General features: G+C 64.5%; 11 protein-coding genes. 9 read left to right on the forward strand and 2 right to left on the reverse strand.

Annotated features, from left to right (window positions below):
* Positions 1-555: 555 nt before the first annotated feature.
* Both IVA79_RS00005 and IVA79_RS00010 read left to right on the forward strand, forming a co-directional pair.
* Positions 556-1,692 (forward strand): alpha/beta hydrolase, encoded by a 1,137-nt coding sequence (locus tag IVA79_RS00005; protein ID WP_247549297.1) that lies wholly within the window; start codon positions 556-558, stop codon positions 1,690-1,692.
* Between the two features lie 52 nt (positions 1,693-1,744).
* Positions 1,745-2,545, forward strand: a complete 801-nt coding sequence (locus tag IVA79_RS00010) for a transglycosylase SLT domain-containing protein (protein WP_247549389.1) — start codon at positions 1,745-1,747, stop codon at positions 2,543-2,545.
* Between the two features lie 10 nt (positions 2,546-2,555).
* On the opposite strand, the gene IVA79_RS00015 is transcribed toward IVA79_RS00010, so the two are convergent.
* Positions 2,556-3,410 (reverse strand): response regulator transcription factor, encoded by an 855-nt coding sequence (locus tag IVA79_RS00015; protein ID WP_247549299.1) that lies wholly within the window; start codon positions 3,408-3,410, stop codon positions 2,556-2,558.
* Positions 3,411-3,696: 286 nt separating this feature from the next.
* Between IVA79_RS00015 and IVA79_RS00020 the strand changes: the two genes are divergently transcribed.
* Together IVA79_RS00020 and IVA79_RS00025 are read left to right on the forward strand one after the other, a co-directional pair.
* Positions 3,697-4,857: an acyltransferase gene (locus tag IVA79_RS00020; RefSeq protein WP_247549301.1), complete on the forward strand. Its 1,161-nt coding sequence runs from the start codon at positions 3,697-3,699 to the stop codon at positions 4,855-4,857.
* A gap of 93 nt (positions 4,858-4,950) precedes the next feature.
* Complete coding sequence (locus IVA79_RS00025; RefSeq protein WP_247549303.1) at positions 4,951-5,799, forward strand: MBL fold metallo-hydrolase; 849 nt, start codon at positions 4,951-4,953, stop codon at positions 5,797-5,799.
* Positions 5,800-5,826: 27 nt separating this feature from the next.
* Here the strand turns inward: IVA79_RS00025 and IVA79_RS00030 are convergent, their stop codons facing one another.
* A complete protein-coding gene (locus IVA79_RS00030; RefSeq protein WP_247549305.1) occupies positions 5,827-6,702 on the reverse strand; it encodes an aldose 1-epimerase family protein in 876 nt (291 codons plus the stop codon).
* A gap of 182 nt (positions 6,703-6,884) precedes the next feature.
* On the opposite strand from IVA79_RS00030, the gene IVA79_RS00035 reads away from it, so the two are divergent.
* The 5 genes from IVA79_RS00035 to IVA79_RS00055 all read left to right on the forward strand — a co-directional run bounded on the left by IVA79_RS00035 (position 6,885) and on the right by IVA79_RS00055 (position 13,412).
* The gene (locus IVA79_RS00035) at positions 6,885-7,988 is read left to right on the forward strand and encodes a glycosyltransferase family 1 protein (RefSeq protein WP_247549307.1); all 1,104 of its coding nucleotides are present in this window, start codon (positions 6,885-6,887) and stop codon (positions 7,986-7,988) included.
* A gap of 251 nt (positions 7,989-8,239) precedes the next feature.
* Complete coding sequence (locus IVA79_RS00040) at positions 8,240-9,379, forward strand: glycosyltransferase (RefSeq protein WP_247549308.1); 1,140 nt, start codon at positions 8,240-8,242, stop codon at positions 9,377-9,379.
* Complete coding sequence (locus IVA79_RS00045; RefSeq protein ID WP_247549310.1) at positions 9,379-10,716, forward strand: hypothetical protein; 1,338 nt, start codon at positions 9,379-9,381, stop codon at positions 10,714-10,716. Before IVA79_RS00040 ends, IVA79_RS00045 begins: the two co-directional genes overlap by 1 nt.
* A 33-nt stretch (positions 10,717-10,749) precedes the next feature.
* Positions 10,750-12,024, forward strand: a complete 1,275-nt coding sequence (locus tag IVA79_RS00050; protein ID WP_247549312.1) for a glycosyltransferase family 4 protein — start codon at positions 10,750-10,752, stop codon at positions 12,022-12,024.
* The gene (locus IVA79_RS00055) at positions 12,021-13,412 is read left to right on the forward strand and encodes a hypothetical protein (protein WP_247549314.1); all 1,392 of its coding nucleotides are present in this window, start codon (positions 12,021-12,023) and stop codon (positions 13,410-13,412) included. Before IVA79_RS00050 ends, IVA79_RS00055 begins: the two co-directional genes overlap by 4 nt.
* The last annotated feature ends 30 nt before the right edge of the window (positions 13,413-13,442 follow it).

The following is a 13,442-nucleotide window of genomic DNA, read 5'->3' on the forward strand; positions in this document are numbered from 1 at the left end:
GCCGTGATCTCCCGGGAGCCGAACTTTCCTTCTGGCCTCCCTCGCCCCGCGAATTGGATGATGCAGTCTGCCCGGTTGGGCTCGCTCGCATCTTCGCTGAGACTTGACCGTGGCAACGACGGTCAGGACCACACGGTTTTGCCGTACGCACGGCCCGCCATGTCGCCCGCAGTCTTTCCAGCCCTGTCGACGAAGCCGGAAACTTACAGGCGAGACGAACCTGACAGCGCCGTTCGTCTGCACGAAGCCTCGGGCTCACAGGGACTACCCGCCCTGCCCGCACCTCTCATGCCGACGCTGCCGCGTCCACCGCAAGCCCGGCTCGCGATCAAGACGACACAAGATCGCCCCTCTTGGATGAGCCGGGATGAGCGACACATACGACAAAACCGAATTTCGGTAAAGTGGAATATTTTTGGCAAGAGGGATTGACAGAGGGCGACACAGGCCGGCCCGTCCCGTCATCCTGAGCACGACGGCGATAGCTGCGAGGTCACGGTTCAAGTCAGGAGATCATGCTATGCTTCCCGCCATCGAGGCCCTTCGAATCGTCCCATGGCTCTCCTGCGCAAGCTGCTGCTGCTGATCGCCGGCCTCCTCGTGGCCGGTACGCCGGCGCGCGCCGCGGAATTCTACACCGAGGATCTCCGCATCCCCATGGCTGAGGCCGGACCGCAGGGGCTGGAGGCCTTTCTGGTCCGCCCGGCCGGGACGAAGCGCTATCCGTTGGCGCTGCTCAGCCACGGCTCGCCGCGCAGCTTCGACGACCGCGCGACCATGTCGGCGCATAAGTATTACGGCATCGCGCTCGAATACGCCCGGCGCGGCTTTGCAGCGCTGATCGTGATGCGGCGCGGCTACGGCACCTCGCCCGGCGGACGCGTCGACAGCGTCGGCGGTTGCGCCAAGGCCGCCTACCTGCCCGCGGCCGCGGTCGCGGTTGCCGATTTGCGCGCCGCGATCGATGCGATGGCCCGCCGGGCTGACGTCACGACGTCGGGCATGATCGCGGCCGGCCATTCCGCCGGCGGGCTCGCAACGATCGCGCTCACTGCGCAGGCCCCGCCCGGGCTCGTCGCGGCGATCAACTTCGCCGGCGGCCGCGGCTCGCGCGACGATGACGACGTCTGCAATCCGGATGGGTTGGTGCAGGCCTTCACCGCCTTCGGCAAGACCTCGCGCGTACCGATGCTCTGGGTCTATGCGACCAACGATTCGTATTTCGGCCCCGACCTCGCGCGCCGCCTTCATGACGGATTTCGCATCGGCGGCGGCAACGCGACATTCATCGCGGCACCTTCCTTCGGCGACGATGGCCATTACCTTTATTCGGTAGCAAGCCGACCGCAATGGACGCCCTATCTCGACAGCTTCCTGCGCGAGCGCGCGCTCGTCGGTCGTGACATCCTGAGCCCGCCCGATCCCTTGCCACCACCGCGCCAGCTCAACGAGGCCGCGCGGACCGAGTTCGCGCGCTATCTCGCCAGCATGCTGCCGCACAAGGCTTTCGCAGTGTCGCCGAACGGCGGCTATGGCTGGCGCGCGGGACGCGTCACGACCAACGAGGCCCAGCGTGACTCGCTGGCCGCCTGCATGAAATGGTCGCCGACCTGCACGCTCTATGCGATCGACGACCGGCTGGCTGAACCTGCACTAGCGCCGGCCACCGATCAGAGCGCCCGCGCGCGCTAGTCCCCGCGCGCCGGAGGCCGTTTGTTAACTCCGAAGAACTATGACAGACCCCATGCTGTGGGACCGGGCACGCTTCAATCTCGGCGCCACGTGGAGACACGTGGCGGTCGTCCTGCTGTTGTCGGCCCCGCTTGGCGCGCACGCCGCAGACGGCGACACGGACGGCCCGCGCACGACGTCGGCAGTCTCCAGGGCAGAGCTCGGCGCCGGCGAGACACCATCATCCCGGGCCATGATCCGGAAGATCATCGAGAGGGAAACCGCCAAGACCGATCTACCGGCCGACATCGCCGAAGCCGTCGTCTTCGTCGAAAGCGGCTACAATTCGGCCGTGATCGGCAACGTCGGCGAGATCGGCCTGATGCAGGTGCGGCCCGAGACCGCGGCGGTGCTGGGCTTCCGGGGCACCGAGGCGGAGCTCGCCGAACCCGACATCAACATCCATTATGGGGTGCTTTATCTCAGCCGGGCCTGGCGCCTGGCGGATAGGGATCTCTGCCGCGCCCTCATGAAATACCGGGCGGGCCATGGCGAGGAAGAGATGACGCCGCGGTCGCAGGTCTATTGCAACCGGGCCCGTAATCGTCTTGCCGCCATGAATTCGAGGGCTCTGGACGCCGAGGTCGCGGCCGTTCCGGATCCGGCGCCCCGGCCAACCTCCGCAGCTCAAGCGACGGCTCCGGCAAAACCGGCGAGCCGCCCGAAGATGCCGGTGCAGCCCAAAACGGTCTATGCCCGCTATCGTCAAGGCACCGCGGCCGCCAGCCGCGCCTATTGGGCTGCCCACGAGGCCAGGGTCAGCCAGATCAAGGCGCGCATCGAAGCGCGATGGAAGCGCGTCGCAACGCGTTGAAGAGGATGCGCTACGGCCGCTCGCTAAGCGCGAGCTTGTAGCCGACGCCGGTGACGGTCGCGATCACCGGCGTGCCGCTGCCGACGAGCTTGCGGCGCAGCCGCGCCACCAGCGCATCGACCGTGCGGATGTCGACCTCGGCCTGGCGATTGCTCACGACCTCGATCAGATAGTCGCGGCTGAGCGGCCGTCCGTCGGCGCCGACCAGCGCCGCCAGCAGATCGAATTCGGCGCGGGTCAAGGCTACCGGCTTGCCGTCGCTGCCGAGCAATTCGCGCCGGGTCAGGTCGATGATCCAGTCGCCGAACGCGATCGAATTGTGGTTGCGCGCTGCCTTGCGGTCGAGCGAGCGCCGCCGCAGCACGCTGCGCGCGCGCGCGAGCAGGTCGCGCAGATTGATCGGCTTGGTGACGTAGTGGTCGCCTGCGATCTCGAGGCCGAGGATGCGATCGACGTCGGTGTCGCGGCGCGTCACGAAGATGATGCCCGCATTGCTGGTGGCCTGAATCTCCTTGGCGAGATCGAAGCCGTCGCCGTCGGGCAGCTGCAGGTCGAGAAAGACGAGATCGGTGCGCGCGCGCAGCGCCTGGCGGCATTCCGCGCAGGAGCCGGCGCCGACCACGTCGAAATTGTTCTCGCTGAAATAGCCGACCAGCATGGTCCGCGTCACCGGATCGTCCTCGACGACGATCAGCCGCTCGCGGCCGGCGGGACGCAATTCCTGACGTGCGGAATCAACCACGGTCTTGGATATCCTGTGTGCCTGTGACCCTTGGATGGCCTGCGGCCCGCCTTGGATGGCCTGCGGCCCCCCTTGGAAATTCAAGCCACCGCGCAACGCGCTGTCATGTGAACGGACATTCACGACTTGTTCGAGCCCCCGAAATGCCTGCCGGAATACTAGGCGCGTTGTGATGCGCAAACAATATTGGTCATGGTCTTCAACTATTAAGTATGAATTGGCCCACAATTCTCACTCCGCGCATCAGCGCAGCATGCCCCCCGGGGGCCTTTGCGCCTGCGGAGGCCAGTCCCGAACATTCGGCCTCGGACTCAACCGCCGGTTAACGTAAAAAAAGCCTTCGGCTTCGGAAAGCCCGGTCGCGTCTCTATTGTCCCGCCTGCACAATGAGAACCACGGAGCAGGCGTGATGCAGGGGCAGGCCCGGTTGGCTGCCGGTCGAATCGAGCAAGGCACGGCGCCGTTCGGCCGTGCACACACGCTCGATGTCCTGCGCGGCCTTGCCATTGCAGGGGTGATGGCAATCCACGTCTCGCAGGCATTTCCGTCGAACATCCACGCCGTCGATTTCGCCTTCATGTGCGGCTGGACCGGCGTCAACGTGTTCTATTTCGTCAGCGCCATGACGATGTGCCTGATGTGGACACAGCGCAGCGGGGAAACGAATCCGACCGGCAAATTCTACATCCGCCGTGCCTTGCGCATCGCGCCGCTGTTCTGGCTCGCGATCCCGGTCTACCTCGCCATCAACGGCACCGGGCCGAGCGACAATGCGCCGGGTGGCATCGGGCCGGTTCAGGTGATCCTGACCGCGACCTTCCTGCACGGCTTCTGGCCGGACAGCGTCAACAGCGTGGTGCCGGGCGACTGGTCGATCGCGGCGGAGATGACCTTCTATCTCGTCTTCCCGCTTCTGATCACCGCGTTCGGATCGCGCCGCCATCTCTATCTCGCATTGGCGATCGCGCTGCATCTCGTCAATGTCTGCCTGTTCAAGCCGTGGGCCTTCGCGCTGTTCTCGGCCTATTACGGCCCCGGTCACGAGGCATTCGTCTGGACTACGCTGCACATCAGCTTCCTGAACCAGCTTCCGGTCTTCCTGATCGGGTGCGCGCTGTTCTTCTCGCTACGCGACGGTTTTGCCAGGTCCGACGCCGCGATCTACGCCGTCTTCATCGCGATGTCCTTTGCCGCCGACCGCGCAACCGGCTCGCATGAATTCAACTATCTGATGATCAATCTCGTGCTCGGCGCGCTGGTGGTCGGCTGCATCAAGCTTGCCGTCCGCTTGCAGCCGCTCGAGGCGCTCGGCCGCAACTCCTATTCGATGTATCTGTCGCACTTCGCGGTGATCTACGGCCTGCGCCAGCTCTGGCCGCTGGCGGACGCGCTGGTCTCGCTGCTGATCGCCTATGTCGTCACCGCCGCGCTGAGCTATCTCGTCGCGCGCGCGACATGGCACCTGGTCGAACGGCACGCGCAGAACCTGGCGCATCGCCTGACGTCAGCGGCACCGGACCGATCAAGCCTCCGGCCGACCATTGCCGCTACTGTGGCCGGCATACGCTGAACGCGCCAGCTCCGTGCCTGCCGGCCCGATGCGGCTTGCTTCATTGCCGCTTTCATATCTACTGTGAAGACTCCTCACGCTGGAGTGGACACGATGGAGGTCATACTGCTCGGCACCGGCGGCCCGCGCCCGGATCCGCGCCGCATGGCGACGACCACGCTGATCAGGCTCGGCGACGAGAATATCCTGTTCGATGCCGGCCGCGGCGTCGTGGTGCAGCTCAGCAAGGCCGGCGTTCCGCTCGGCGCCATCAACACGGTCTTTCTCACGCACCATCACTTCGACCACATCGGCGACCTCTACGACGTGATGCTGAATTCATGGATGTCCGGGCGCAAGGACGAGCTGCGCATCTACGGACCGCCGGATACCGAGCGACTCGTTCACACGTTGGTCACGCAGGTCTACGACAAGGACATCGCCTGGCGGGATCAGGGCGAGCCGAGCTTCGGCGGCTGGAAACCCGTCGCCGCAACGGACATCGTACCGGGTCCCATTCTCGACACCGGGCGCTGGAAGATCAGCGCCGAGCTGGTCTCGCATGGCGATGGCCTCGACATGCCGCCGGCTTTCCTCGCGCGATGGATGTGTCTCGGCTACCGCTTCGAAGCGGAGGGCAAGGTCATTGCAATTTCGGGCGACACCGTCCCCTGCCCCGGGCTCGAGCGGCTGGCACAGGGAGCCGACCTGCTGGTTCAGTGCTGCTTCCTCGCGACGCCGGAGATCAACAACGAGCACCTACGCCGCCTTGCGAAATTCACCATCGCCTGCGGCGATACCGTCGGCAAGGTCGCGGCCAAGGCCGGCGTCAAGAAGCTCGCGCTGACCCATCACCGGCCGCGCACCGACGATGCCATGCTGAACGCGCTGCTCGCGGATGTCAGGCAGGACTATGCGGGTCCCGTCGTGCTCGGCGAGGATCTCACGCGGATCGAGGTTTGAGGGCCATCGATCAGCTCGCTTTCGGTCTCAGGACGATCCGACCTCGATCCGGAACGACAGTTGCTCTTCCGCGCCTGCTGCGATGTGCATCAGGCCCGGCTTGTCGCTGAACTCGCCATCGAATCCGGCGGGACTGGCATAACCGCGCCAGGGCTCGATGCAGAGGAACGGCGCGCCGGATGGTTTCGACCAGACGCCGAGTTCGCGAAAGCCGCGCCAGGACATTTTGAGCCAGGGACCGGTGGACGCGGCATAGCGGACCGCGTTGCTCTCGATCCGGTCGAAAATGACGGCGTCGTCGGTGAACAGGGATTCGGACAAGGGGAGCACGGCACCTTTGACCGGGCTGGGCTCCATTGCCGGGCGCAGCAACCCGCCATCAAGACGGCGGACAGGAGACGACTCCGCCCCGGCGAAGGTCAGCGCGTAGCTCTCCTTGGCAAGTTCCGACTGAAGCGGCCAGTTGAACGCGGGATGACCACCGATCGAAGCCGGCAATGTCTCCTTGCCGGTGTTGGCGATTACGAGCGTCAGATCGAGGCCAGCATCGTCGAGCATATAGATTGCGGTCAGCCGAAACGCGAACGCATAGAGCTCACGCGTCGTCTCGCTGTCTTCGAGCACCAGCGCGCAGCGGCGCTCGCCGCGTTCTGTCCACGCAAAGCGGCTGTCGCGCGCAAAGCCGTGCTGGGTCATCCGATATGTCCTGCCCCGGTGCCGCAATTCGTCCCTGGGCAGGCGCCCGACGATCGGAAACAGCAACGGCGCATGGCGCGGCCATTCCGGCCCCGCCTGCCAGACGAATTCGGTGACGCCATCCTTCAGCGAGCACAGCTCGGCGCCCTGCGCCTTGATGGTCGCGGTGAGGGAGCCGCTGCGGAGGGAGTGGGTGTCATCGCTCATGCGCGAGATCTATACCGCGACCTCATATGCAGCAAGGCGGCGCCAGCCATGCAGCCGGCGCCTCAGCGCCCTGCAGAGCTGCGTCATATTTCTGTACCTAACGGTTGCTCCTGTGCGGGTCGTCCGCCGCCCGCTTGTTCGGAAACGCGGCCCGGATCCTCACGAACAATTCTGGTAGCCAATTGAAATTCTTCATCAACGGCCGCTTTCTGTCGCAAAAGCTCACCGGCGTGCAGCGTTATGCCGCCGAAATCGTCAAGGCGATCGACGCGCAGCTGGCGTCGGAGCAAGCGCCCGCCTCGCTGCGGAACGCAGACTGGCAGTTGCTGACGCCCGTGAATGCAAGTGAAGAGCTTCAGCTCGAGCGAATCAAGATTCGCACCGTCGGCCGCTTGCGCGGGCACGCCTGGGATCAAGTCGAGCTGGCGCGCGCCGCTGCGGGCGGCCGCTTGATCAGTCTCGCCAATGCCGGCCCCGTGTTCCATCGCGACCACATTGTCGTGATCCACGACGCACAGGTGTTTCGCAGGCCTGACTTCTTCAACTGGCGCTATCTGGCAGTTCACCGCACGATGGGCCGGCTGCTCGCCCGACATGCAAGCATCGCAACCGTATCGGGCTTTTCGCGCAAAGAGCTTGCCGAGGTGCTGAATCTGTCGGCAACGGAGATCCCGGTCTTCCCCAACAGCGCAGAACATTTCGCCAGGACGAAGCCGGATCCCGACATCATTGCCAGACTTGGGGTTCAGCCGCAGAAATTCTTCCTCTATGTTGGCTCGCGCACCAAGAACAAGAATCTCTCCGTCGCGATCCGTGCCGTCCAGCTGCTCGACCGGGCCGATGTTCCGCTGGTCATCGTCGGCGGCGACAACAGCAAGGTCTTTCAGGACAATTCTGGCGACGGGGCTTCCGGCCTGCTGCTGGCCGGACGTCTGACGGACGGCGAGATCGCAGCGCTCTATGCGCAGGCATCGGCTTTCGTGTTTCCTTCGCTCTATGAAGGGTTCGGCGTGCCGCCGCTCGAAGCCATGCTGTTCGGTTGTCCGGTTATCGCTTCGACGGCCGATGCCGTCGTGGAGACATGCGGCAACGCCGCTGCGTATTTTGACGCCAATGATGCCGAAGCGTTGAAGCAGCTCATGCTCGAAAGATTGGCAACCGGCGCCATCTCTGATCAGGAACGCATGCGGCAGCAGGATCGCGTTGCATTCTATTCGTGGAAGAAATCGGCGAAGGCTCTGCTCGATCATCTCGCAGGGCCGGCCAACGTCGCCAGCGCTGCTTGAAATTCGACGCAATTCGCCTTTCGCGCGCAATGGTTCTTGCACAAACCTTTTGCAACTCGCTGCGCGTTTTGTGGTTCCATGAAACTTTTTGTTTTTTCTAAACAGCACAAGCGCAAAGAGCTTGGCGCAACATCACCACATCGTTGCCCCATTATCGCTACGTATTCGAGGAACTGTATCTCGCACTAGCGAACACAGAACAGGGATGCACGATGTCCGGCTCTCCGACGCAGCCTTATGCGAGGCAAACGATGAAAGTGCTGCACATCGCCGAGACGATTCGGGGCGGGATTGCGAGCTACCTGAATGAGTTGCATCCGCAGCAGCAGGCAAGTTTCGGCGCGGAGAACGTGCACTATGTCGTGCCCTCGGATCATCGCCGCGATCTTCCCGCAGTCGATGACGGCCAGATTACGACGTTCGAACGATCCGGCCGCGGCGTCGCGGGACTGTTCCAGATGTTTCGCGCGAGCATGCAGGCACTGGACGCCTTCAAGCCGGACGTGGTGCATCTGCATTCCTCGTTTGCAGGCCTCGTGCTCCGCCCCGCGCTTGCGGCCCGCTCCGGCGGTCCGCGCGTGGTTTATTGCCCGCACGGCTGGGCATTTACGCGCGAGACCGGCCGCCTCAGTCACGTGGTGACAAAGGCGGCAGAAAACCTTCTGGCTCGGACGTCGGACCGAATCATCTGCATCTCCGGCGACGAGTTCAACGAAGCGGTCCGCGCGGGAATTCCGGCCGACCGCCTTACCCTCGTTCATAACGGCATCTCGAAGACGCGCTCGCCGCAGCCGGTCGCGGCGGACTGGACCTCCAAGAAGGTCAAAGTCCTGTTCATCGGACGCCTGGACCGTCAGAAGGGATTCGATCTCCTGATCGAAGCGGCGCGCACGCTGGAAGATGTGCTGGATGTCCGCATGATCGGCGCCTCCGTCGTCAACAAGTACGAAGGCCCAAGCGTCCCGTCCAACGTGTCGCTGCTGGGCTGGCTCGATCGCCCGACCATCGAGACCCAGCTCGAGGCCGCCGACCTCGTCGTGATCCCGTCACGCTGGGAGGCCTTTGGCCTCGTTGCCCTGGAAGCGATGCGTGCGGCCAAACCCATCCTGGCATTCCGCAGTGGCGCGTTGCCCGAGATCGTCGTCGACGGCGTGACCGGCGTGCTTTGCGAGCCGGTGGCCGTTCAGCCGCTCGTCGATGGTTTCCGGCGGGCGCTCGATTTCGATCTCAAGGTGCTGGGGCAGCGCGGCTACGCCCGGTTCAAGCAGCTTTATGACGTTCAGAAGACGCATGGACAGCTGCAACAGGTCTATGCCGAGCTGCTGCATGACGAGCGGACGCCGGTCGAGGCGAAGGCGGCCCTGCAATCGGATCTCTCCAAGAATTTCTGATGGCTGCACCGCTCCCACGCACCTTGGTTCGCGACAGCCTTCGCCTCGCGAGCTTCATCGCATCCATTTTCCTGCCGATTTCCGTCTGCGCACAGCAGGCTCACCCGCTCGATGCCCGATTCCTGCTGGGTGTCGGCACCCATCAGGGGCTGGGCGGCCCGGTCAGCACGCGCGGTTACGTGCCTTCGGAGAACGTTGCCCAGATCAAGCAACTCGGCCTCAACGCTTTCCGCGACGATTTTCCCTGGTCCGATTTCGAGGTCGGAGGACGCCGGATGGGGTTCACGCCCAGGCTCGGCAGGCTCGAGGCACAAGTCAGATCCGGCGTCGCGCGCCCTCTCCTCATCCTTGCGTTCGGCCATCATCTGGTTCCGAACTCCTCGCCACCGACGACCGATGAAGCGCGACAGCGGTTTGCCGACTATGCCGCTGCGGCCGCGCAATCTGTCGTGGCGCAGCATCCGCTCTTCGAGCTCTGGAACGAATGGAATCTGGCGGCAAAGAAGGATGCCGCGTTCTCGCCGGAAAACTATCTGGCGCTCGCGCAAGTCACGCGGCCGGCGGTCAAGCGAGTTGCGCCCAATGCGCCTTTCCTGGTCGGAGCTCTCGGCGACGATCCGGGCTGGACATGGACCGAGAAGATGCTGCGGACCGGCATCCTTCAATATGCGGACGGCGCTTCGATCCATCTCTACAATTTCTGCATGGGCCCGAGCAAACGCACCGCGGCCGAAATCATCGACCGAGTCACCGCGTTTCACCGTCTCGTCGGCCAGGCGAGCGGCAATCCCGATTTTCCCGTCTACGTCACCGAGACCGGCTGGACCACGGCGACCAACAAATGCGGCGTCAGCGAGCAGGCCCAGGCCGACAATACGGCGCAGCTCATCCTGTGGGCATCGACCGCGACGCGCTGGCTCAAGGGCATGTGGCTCTACGAGCTCAAGGACAGTGGAAAGAATCCATCGGAGCTGGAGGACAATTTCGGACTCTATCGTTTCGACAATTCGCCAAAGCCGGTCGCCTGTGCCGCCCAGGGCGCCTGGGCCTTCGTTCGCGCCAGCCTGAGCGCCGAACGACGCGAGCTCGCCAGCGGCGTCGTGTCGATCAATGCATCGACGGCTTCCGGCGGCAGAGTTGCGGTCTGGTCCGAGGTTCCGGACCGACGCTACGAAATCCGGCTCAAGGGCGATCAACCAGGCGCAAGCTTTGCGACGCCGTGCGACCGGACGGCAAAGCCTGCGTCCGGGGTCTGGATCCCCGTCTCGAGCACACCGGTCCTGATTGCAGCCAATGACAGTGCCGTTCCCGCCCTGGAGATAAGGCCGGCGCGGTAGACGCGAATTTTTTGCAGACATGAGGTTGACGCGATGAAAGTTCTTTTGACGTCCACGCTTTATCCGACGCCTCAGGCCCCAAAGATCGTCGGCGGCGCAGAGATCTTCGCGCGGCGTTTCGCCGAAGGCCTGGTGCAGCGCGGTGACGAGGTGGAAGTGATCCGGGCCGCGTCCTCGCCCGCGCAGGCGCGCGAAAGCTGCAACGGCATCAACGTCTATTCCGCGCCGGTGCAGAACATCTATATGCCCTTCACCGAGCAGAAGAACGTCGCGCTGCGCAGCATCTGGCATGCCGTCGACGACTGGCAGATGCAGGCCCCCCTGATCGCGGAGCGCATCCGGGCTTTCAAACCGGACGTGTTGCACTCCAACAATTTGTCGGGCCTCACCACCGCGATCTGGCGCGTTGCCGCCCAGCTCGGCGTTCCCGTGCTCCATACGCTTCACGATTATTATCTGACCTGCCCGCGCTGCTCGCGCTTCGAGAACGGACGGTCTTGCGAGCACACCTGCACGAGCTGCGGAATTCTGACCTTTCATCGCAAGCGTGCCACGCACTGGCTCAGCGCCGTGGTCGGCGTGAGCGAGCGCGTCCTGTCCATTCACACCGACATGGGCATGTTCGCGGAGACGCCGATCCGTACCGTGATCCGCAACGCCTCCACCGAGCCGCCGCGTGCGCCCTATCCCCGCCCGGTCTGCACCACGGAAGTGACGTTCGGTTTCATCGGTCGCCTCACGGAGGAGAAAGGCATCGACAATCTGATGCGGGCGCTGGCCCTGGTGCCCCCGGATCGCATCCGCATGATGATCGCCGGCCGTGTCAGCGACGAGGAGCAACGGCGCCTCAGGGCGCTCGCGCCGGATGCGCGGATCGAGTTCATGGGCTTCGTGGTGCCGGACGATTTCTACAAGCAAGTCGATGTGGTGATCGCCCCGTCGATCTGGCACGACCCTGGCCCGCTCGTCGTCGCCGACGCCAAAGCGGCGGGCAGGCCGCTGCTCGGAACGCGCTTTGGCGGAATGCCCGAGGTCATCGAGCACGGCGTCACGGGCTGGCTGACCGAAGCCGATCCGCAATCCCTGGCCAAGAGCATGCTTGCGGTCGCGGCCGATCCGCACAAGATCGACGAGATCAGCCGGCGCCTCATCGCCGATACCAACAAGTGGATATTTGCCGACGTGCTGTCTTCATACAAGAACCTGTATGAACAATTGCGCGAGCAGCGGATGTCGCACTTGCGCGCAGCCACGACCGAAGCGCCCCAGGGACCGGTCGTCGGCAAGGAGCGCCTCATTCCGCGATGACACGCCTCCTCGCCATGGCGGGCTACGTCTACCAGAGCGCCGCGGCGATCATCCTGATCTTCGCGGTCAGTCATCTGTTGCCCGCAGCCGACTACACCAGCTTTTCCCTCGCGCTGGCCTCGAGCCAATTGCTCTGCGTCCTGATGTTCGAGTGGCTGCAGCTCGCCGGACTGCGCTTTCTGGCCGCAGCCGGGGAGAACGAGGCGGCCCGGCTGAGGTGGTCGCTGTTTGCAGCAGGCCTCTCGAGTGCGGGCGCGCTGGTCGTGGTCGGGAGCTGCGCATCCATGGCCAGCGCGCTTCCGGCAGGAATCATCGCGTTGGGTCTCGGCATCTCCGTGCTTCAGGGCTTGACCGATCTCTACTTCCTGTCGGTCCGGCTGTCCGACCGGCTGGGCATCGCGTCCTCGCTTCTTGCGCTGCGTGCCACCGCGCTCCTGACAGGCGCCGCCGCGGGAGGAGCGATGTCAGGGACAGCCGAAGCTGCGCTGCTCGGGATTGCGTCGGGTCACGTGCTGGGCCTCGTCGCCGGCCTTCTCTCGTATCGCACGCCGCTGGAACGCGCCTCGTTGCAGACGATGCTGACCGACTGGAAGACGTTCGCCCGCTACGGCATGCTCGCGGCGGGCGCATCCGTCATCCATTTGTCGGTGCCGGTGCTGCTCCGTGTCATCATCATCGGCCGGCTGGGCGCAACGGGGGCAGGCGCAGGATTTTCGATCGCGCTCGACCTGCTGCAGCGTCCGTTCTGGGTCCTCAACGCCGCAATCCACACCGTGAGCTATCCCGAATTGATCAAGGACTTCGAGCGCGGGACCGTCATGAAGTCGGTTCAATCGGCGCGGCGGATGTTCGAATTCATGATCTGCACGACCCTCGTGCTGCTCGGCGGCCTGGTCGGCTTCATTCCGGATGCAGCCCGTATCCTGGTGCCGCAAGAGAGCCTCGATGGCTTCCTGGCGACGGCGCCGACGGTCGCCGCCTTCTATTTCCTGCATACGCATCTGCAGGCGACCATCGCGGTGGTTCCGCACCTGGAAAAGCTCGCGACCAGGCTCGTGGTCGTCGCGGCCGGCCAGCTCGCGATCGTCGCAGCCGCCGCGCTGATCGCGGTATGGGCCGGACTGTCGCCGCGACAGGCAGTCGGCTGCGCTTCGCTCGCCACCCTCGCAACGATCCTGGTCGCGCTCGGTCCGACCCTGCGGTTCGAGGCATTCCCGCGCTGGTCGTTGGTCGTGCAGGCCTTGGTGGCCGCAATCCTGATCGGATCGCTGGGCTCGATGCCGACGGAGCCCGCGACCTGGCTCGCCGGCAAGATCGTGATCGCCGCGATTGCAACGGCCGTCATCGGATGGCGCGGCGACTTTCTGATGCTGGCCCGCCGCAGCTAATTGGTCGCCGGGTTCCGATGCGGAACCAGC

Origin of the sequence: Bradyrhizobium sp. 138 (assembly GCF_023074075.1) — a bacterium.
GTDB lineage: Bacteria > Pseudomonadota > Alphaproteobacteria > Rhizobiales > Xanthobacteraceae > Bradyrhizobium.

What these genes read in the sequence shown, in the direction of transcription:
- IVA79_RS00005 (WP_247549297.1), top strand. Translation starts at nt 556, where the DNA reads ATGGCTCTCCTGCGCAAGCTGCTGCTGCTGATCGCCGGCCTCCTCGTG.
- IVA79_RS00010 (WP_247549389.1), top strand. Translation starts at nt 1,745, where the DNA reads ATGCTGTGGGACCGGGCACGCTTCAATCTCGGCGCCACGTGGAGACAC.
- IVA79_RS00020 (WP_247549301.1), top strand. Translation starts at nt 3,697, where the DNA reads ATGCAGGGGCAGGCCCGGTTGGCTGCCGGTCGAATCGAGCAAGGCACG.
- IVA79_RS00025 (WP_247549303.1), top strand. Translation starts at nt 4,951, where the DNA reads ATGGAGGTCATACTGCTCGGCACCGGCGGCCCGCGCCCGGATCCGCGC.
- IVA79_RS00030 (WP_247549305.1), bottom strand. Translation starts at nt 6,702, where the DNA reads ATGAGCGATGACACCCACTCCCTCCGCAGCGGCTCCCTCACCGCGACC.
- IVA79_RS00040 (WP_247549308.1), top strand. Translation starts at nt 8,240, where the DNA reads ATGAAAGTGCTGCACATCGCCGAGACGATTCGGGGCGGGATTGCGAGC.
- IVA79_RS00045 (WP_247549310.1), top strand. Translation starts at nt 9,379, where the DNA reads ATGGCTGCACCGCTCCCACGCACCTTGGTTCGCGACAGCCTTCGCCTC.
- IVA79_RS00050 (WP_247549312.1), top strand. Translation starts at nt 10,750, where the DNA reads ATGAAAGTTCTTTTGACGTCCACGCTTTATCCGACGCCTCAGGCCCCA.
- IVA79_RS00055 (WP_247549314.1), top strand. Translation starts at nt 12,021, where the DNA reads ATGACACGCCTCCTCGCCATGGCGGGCTACGTCTACCAGAGCGCCGCG.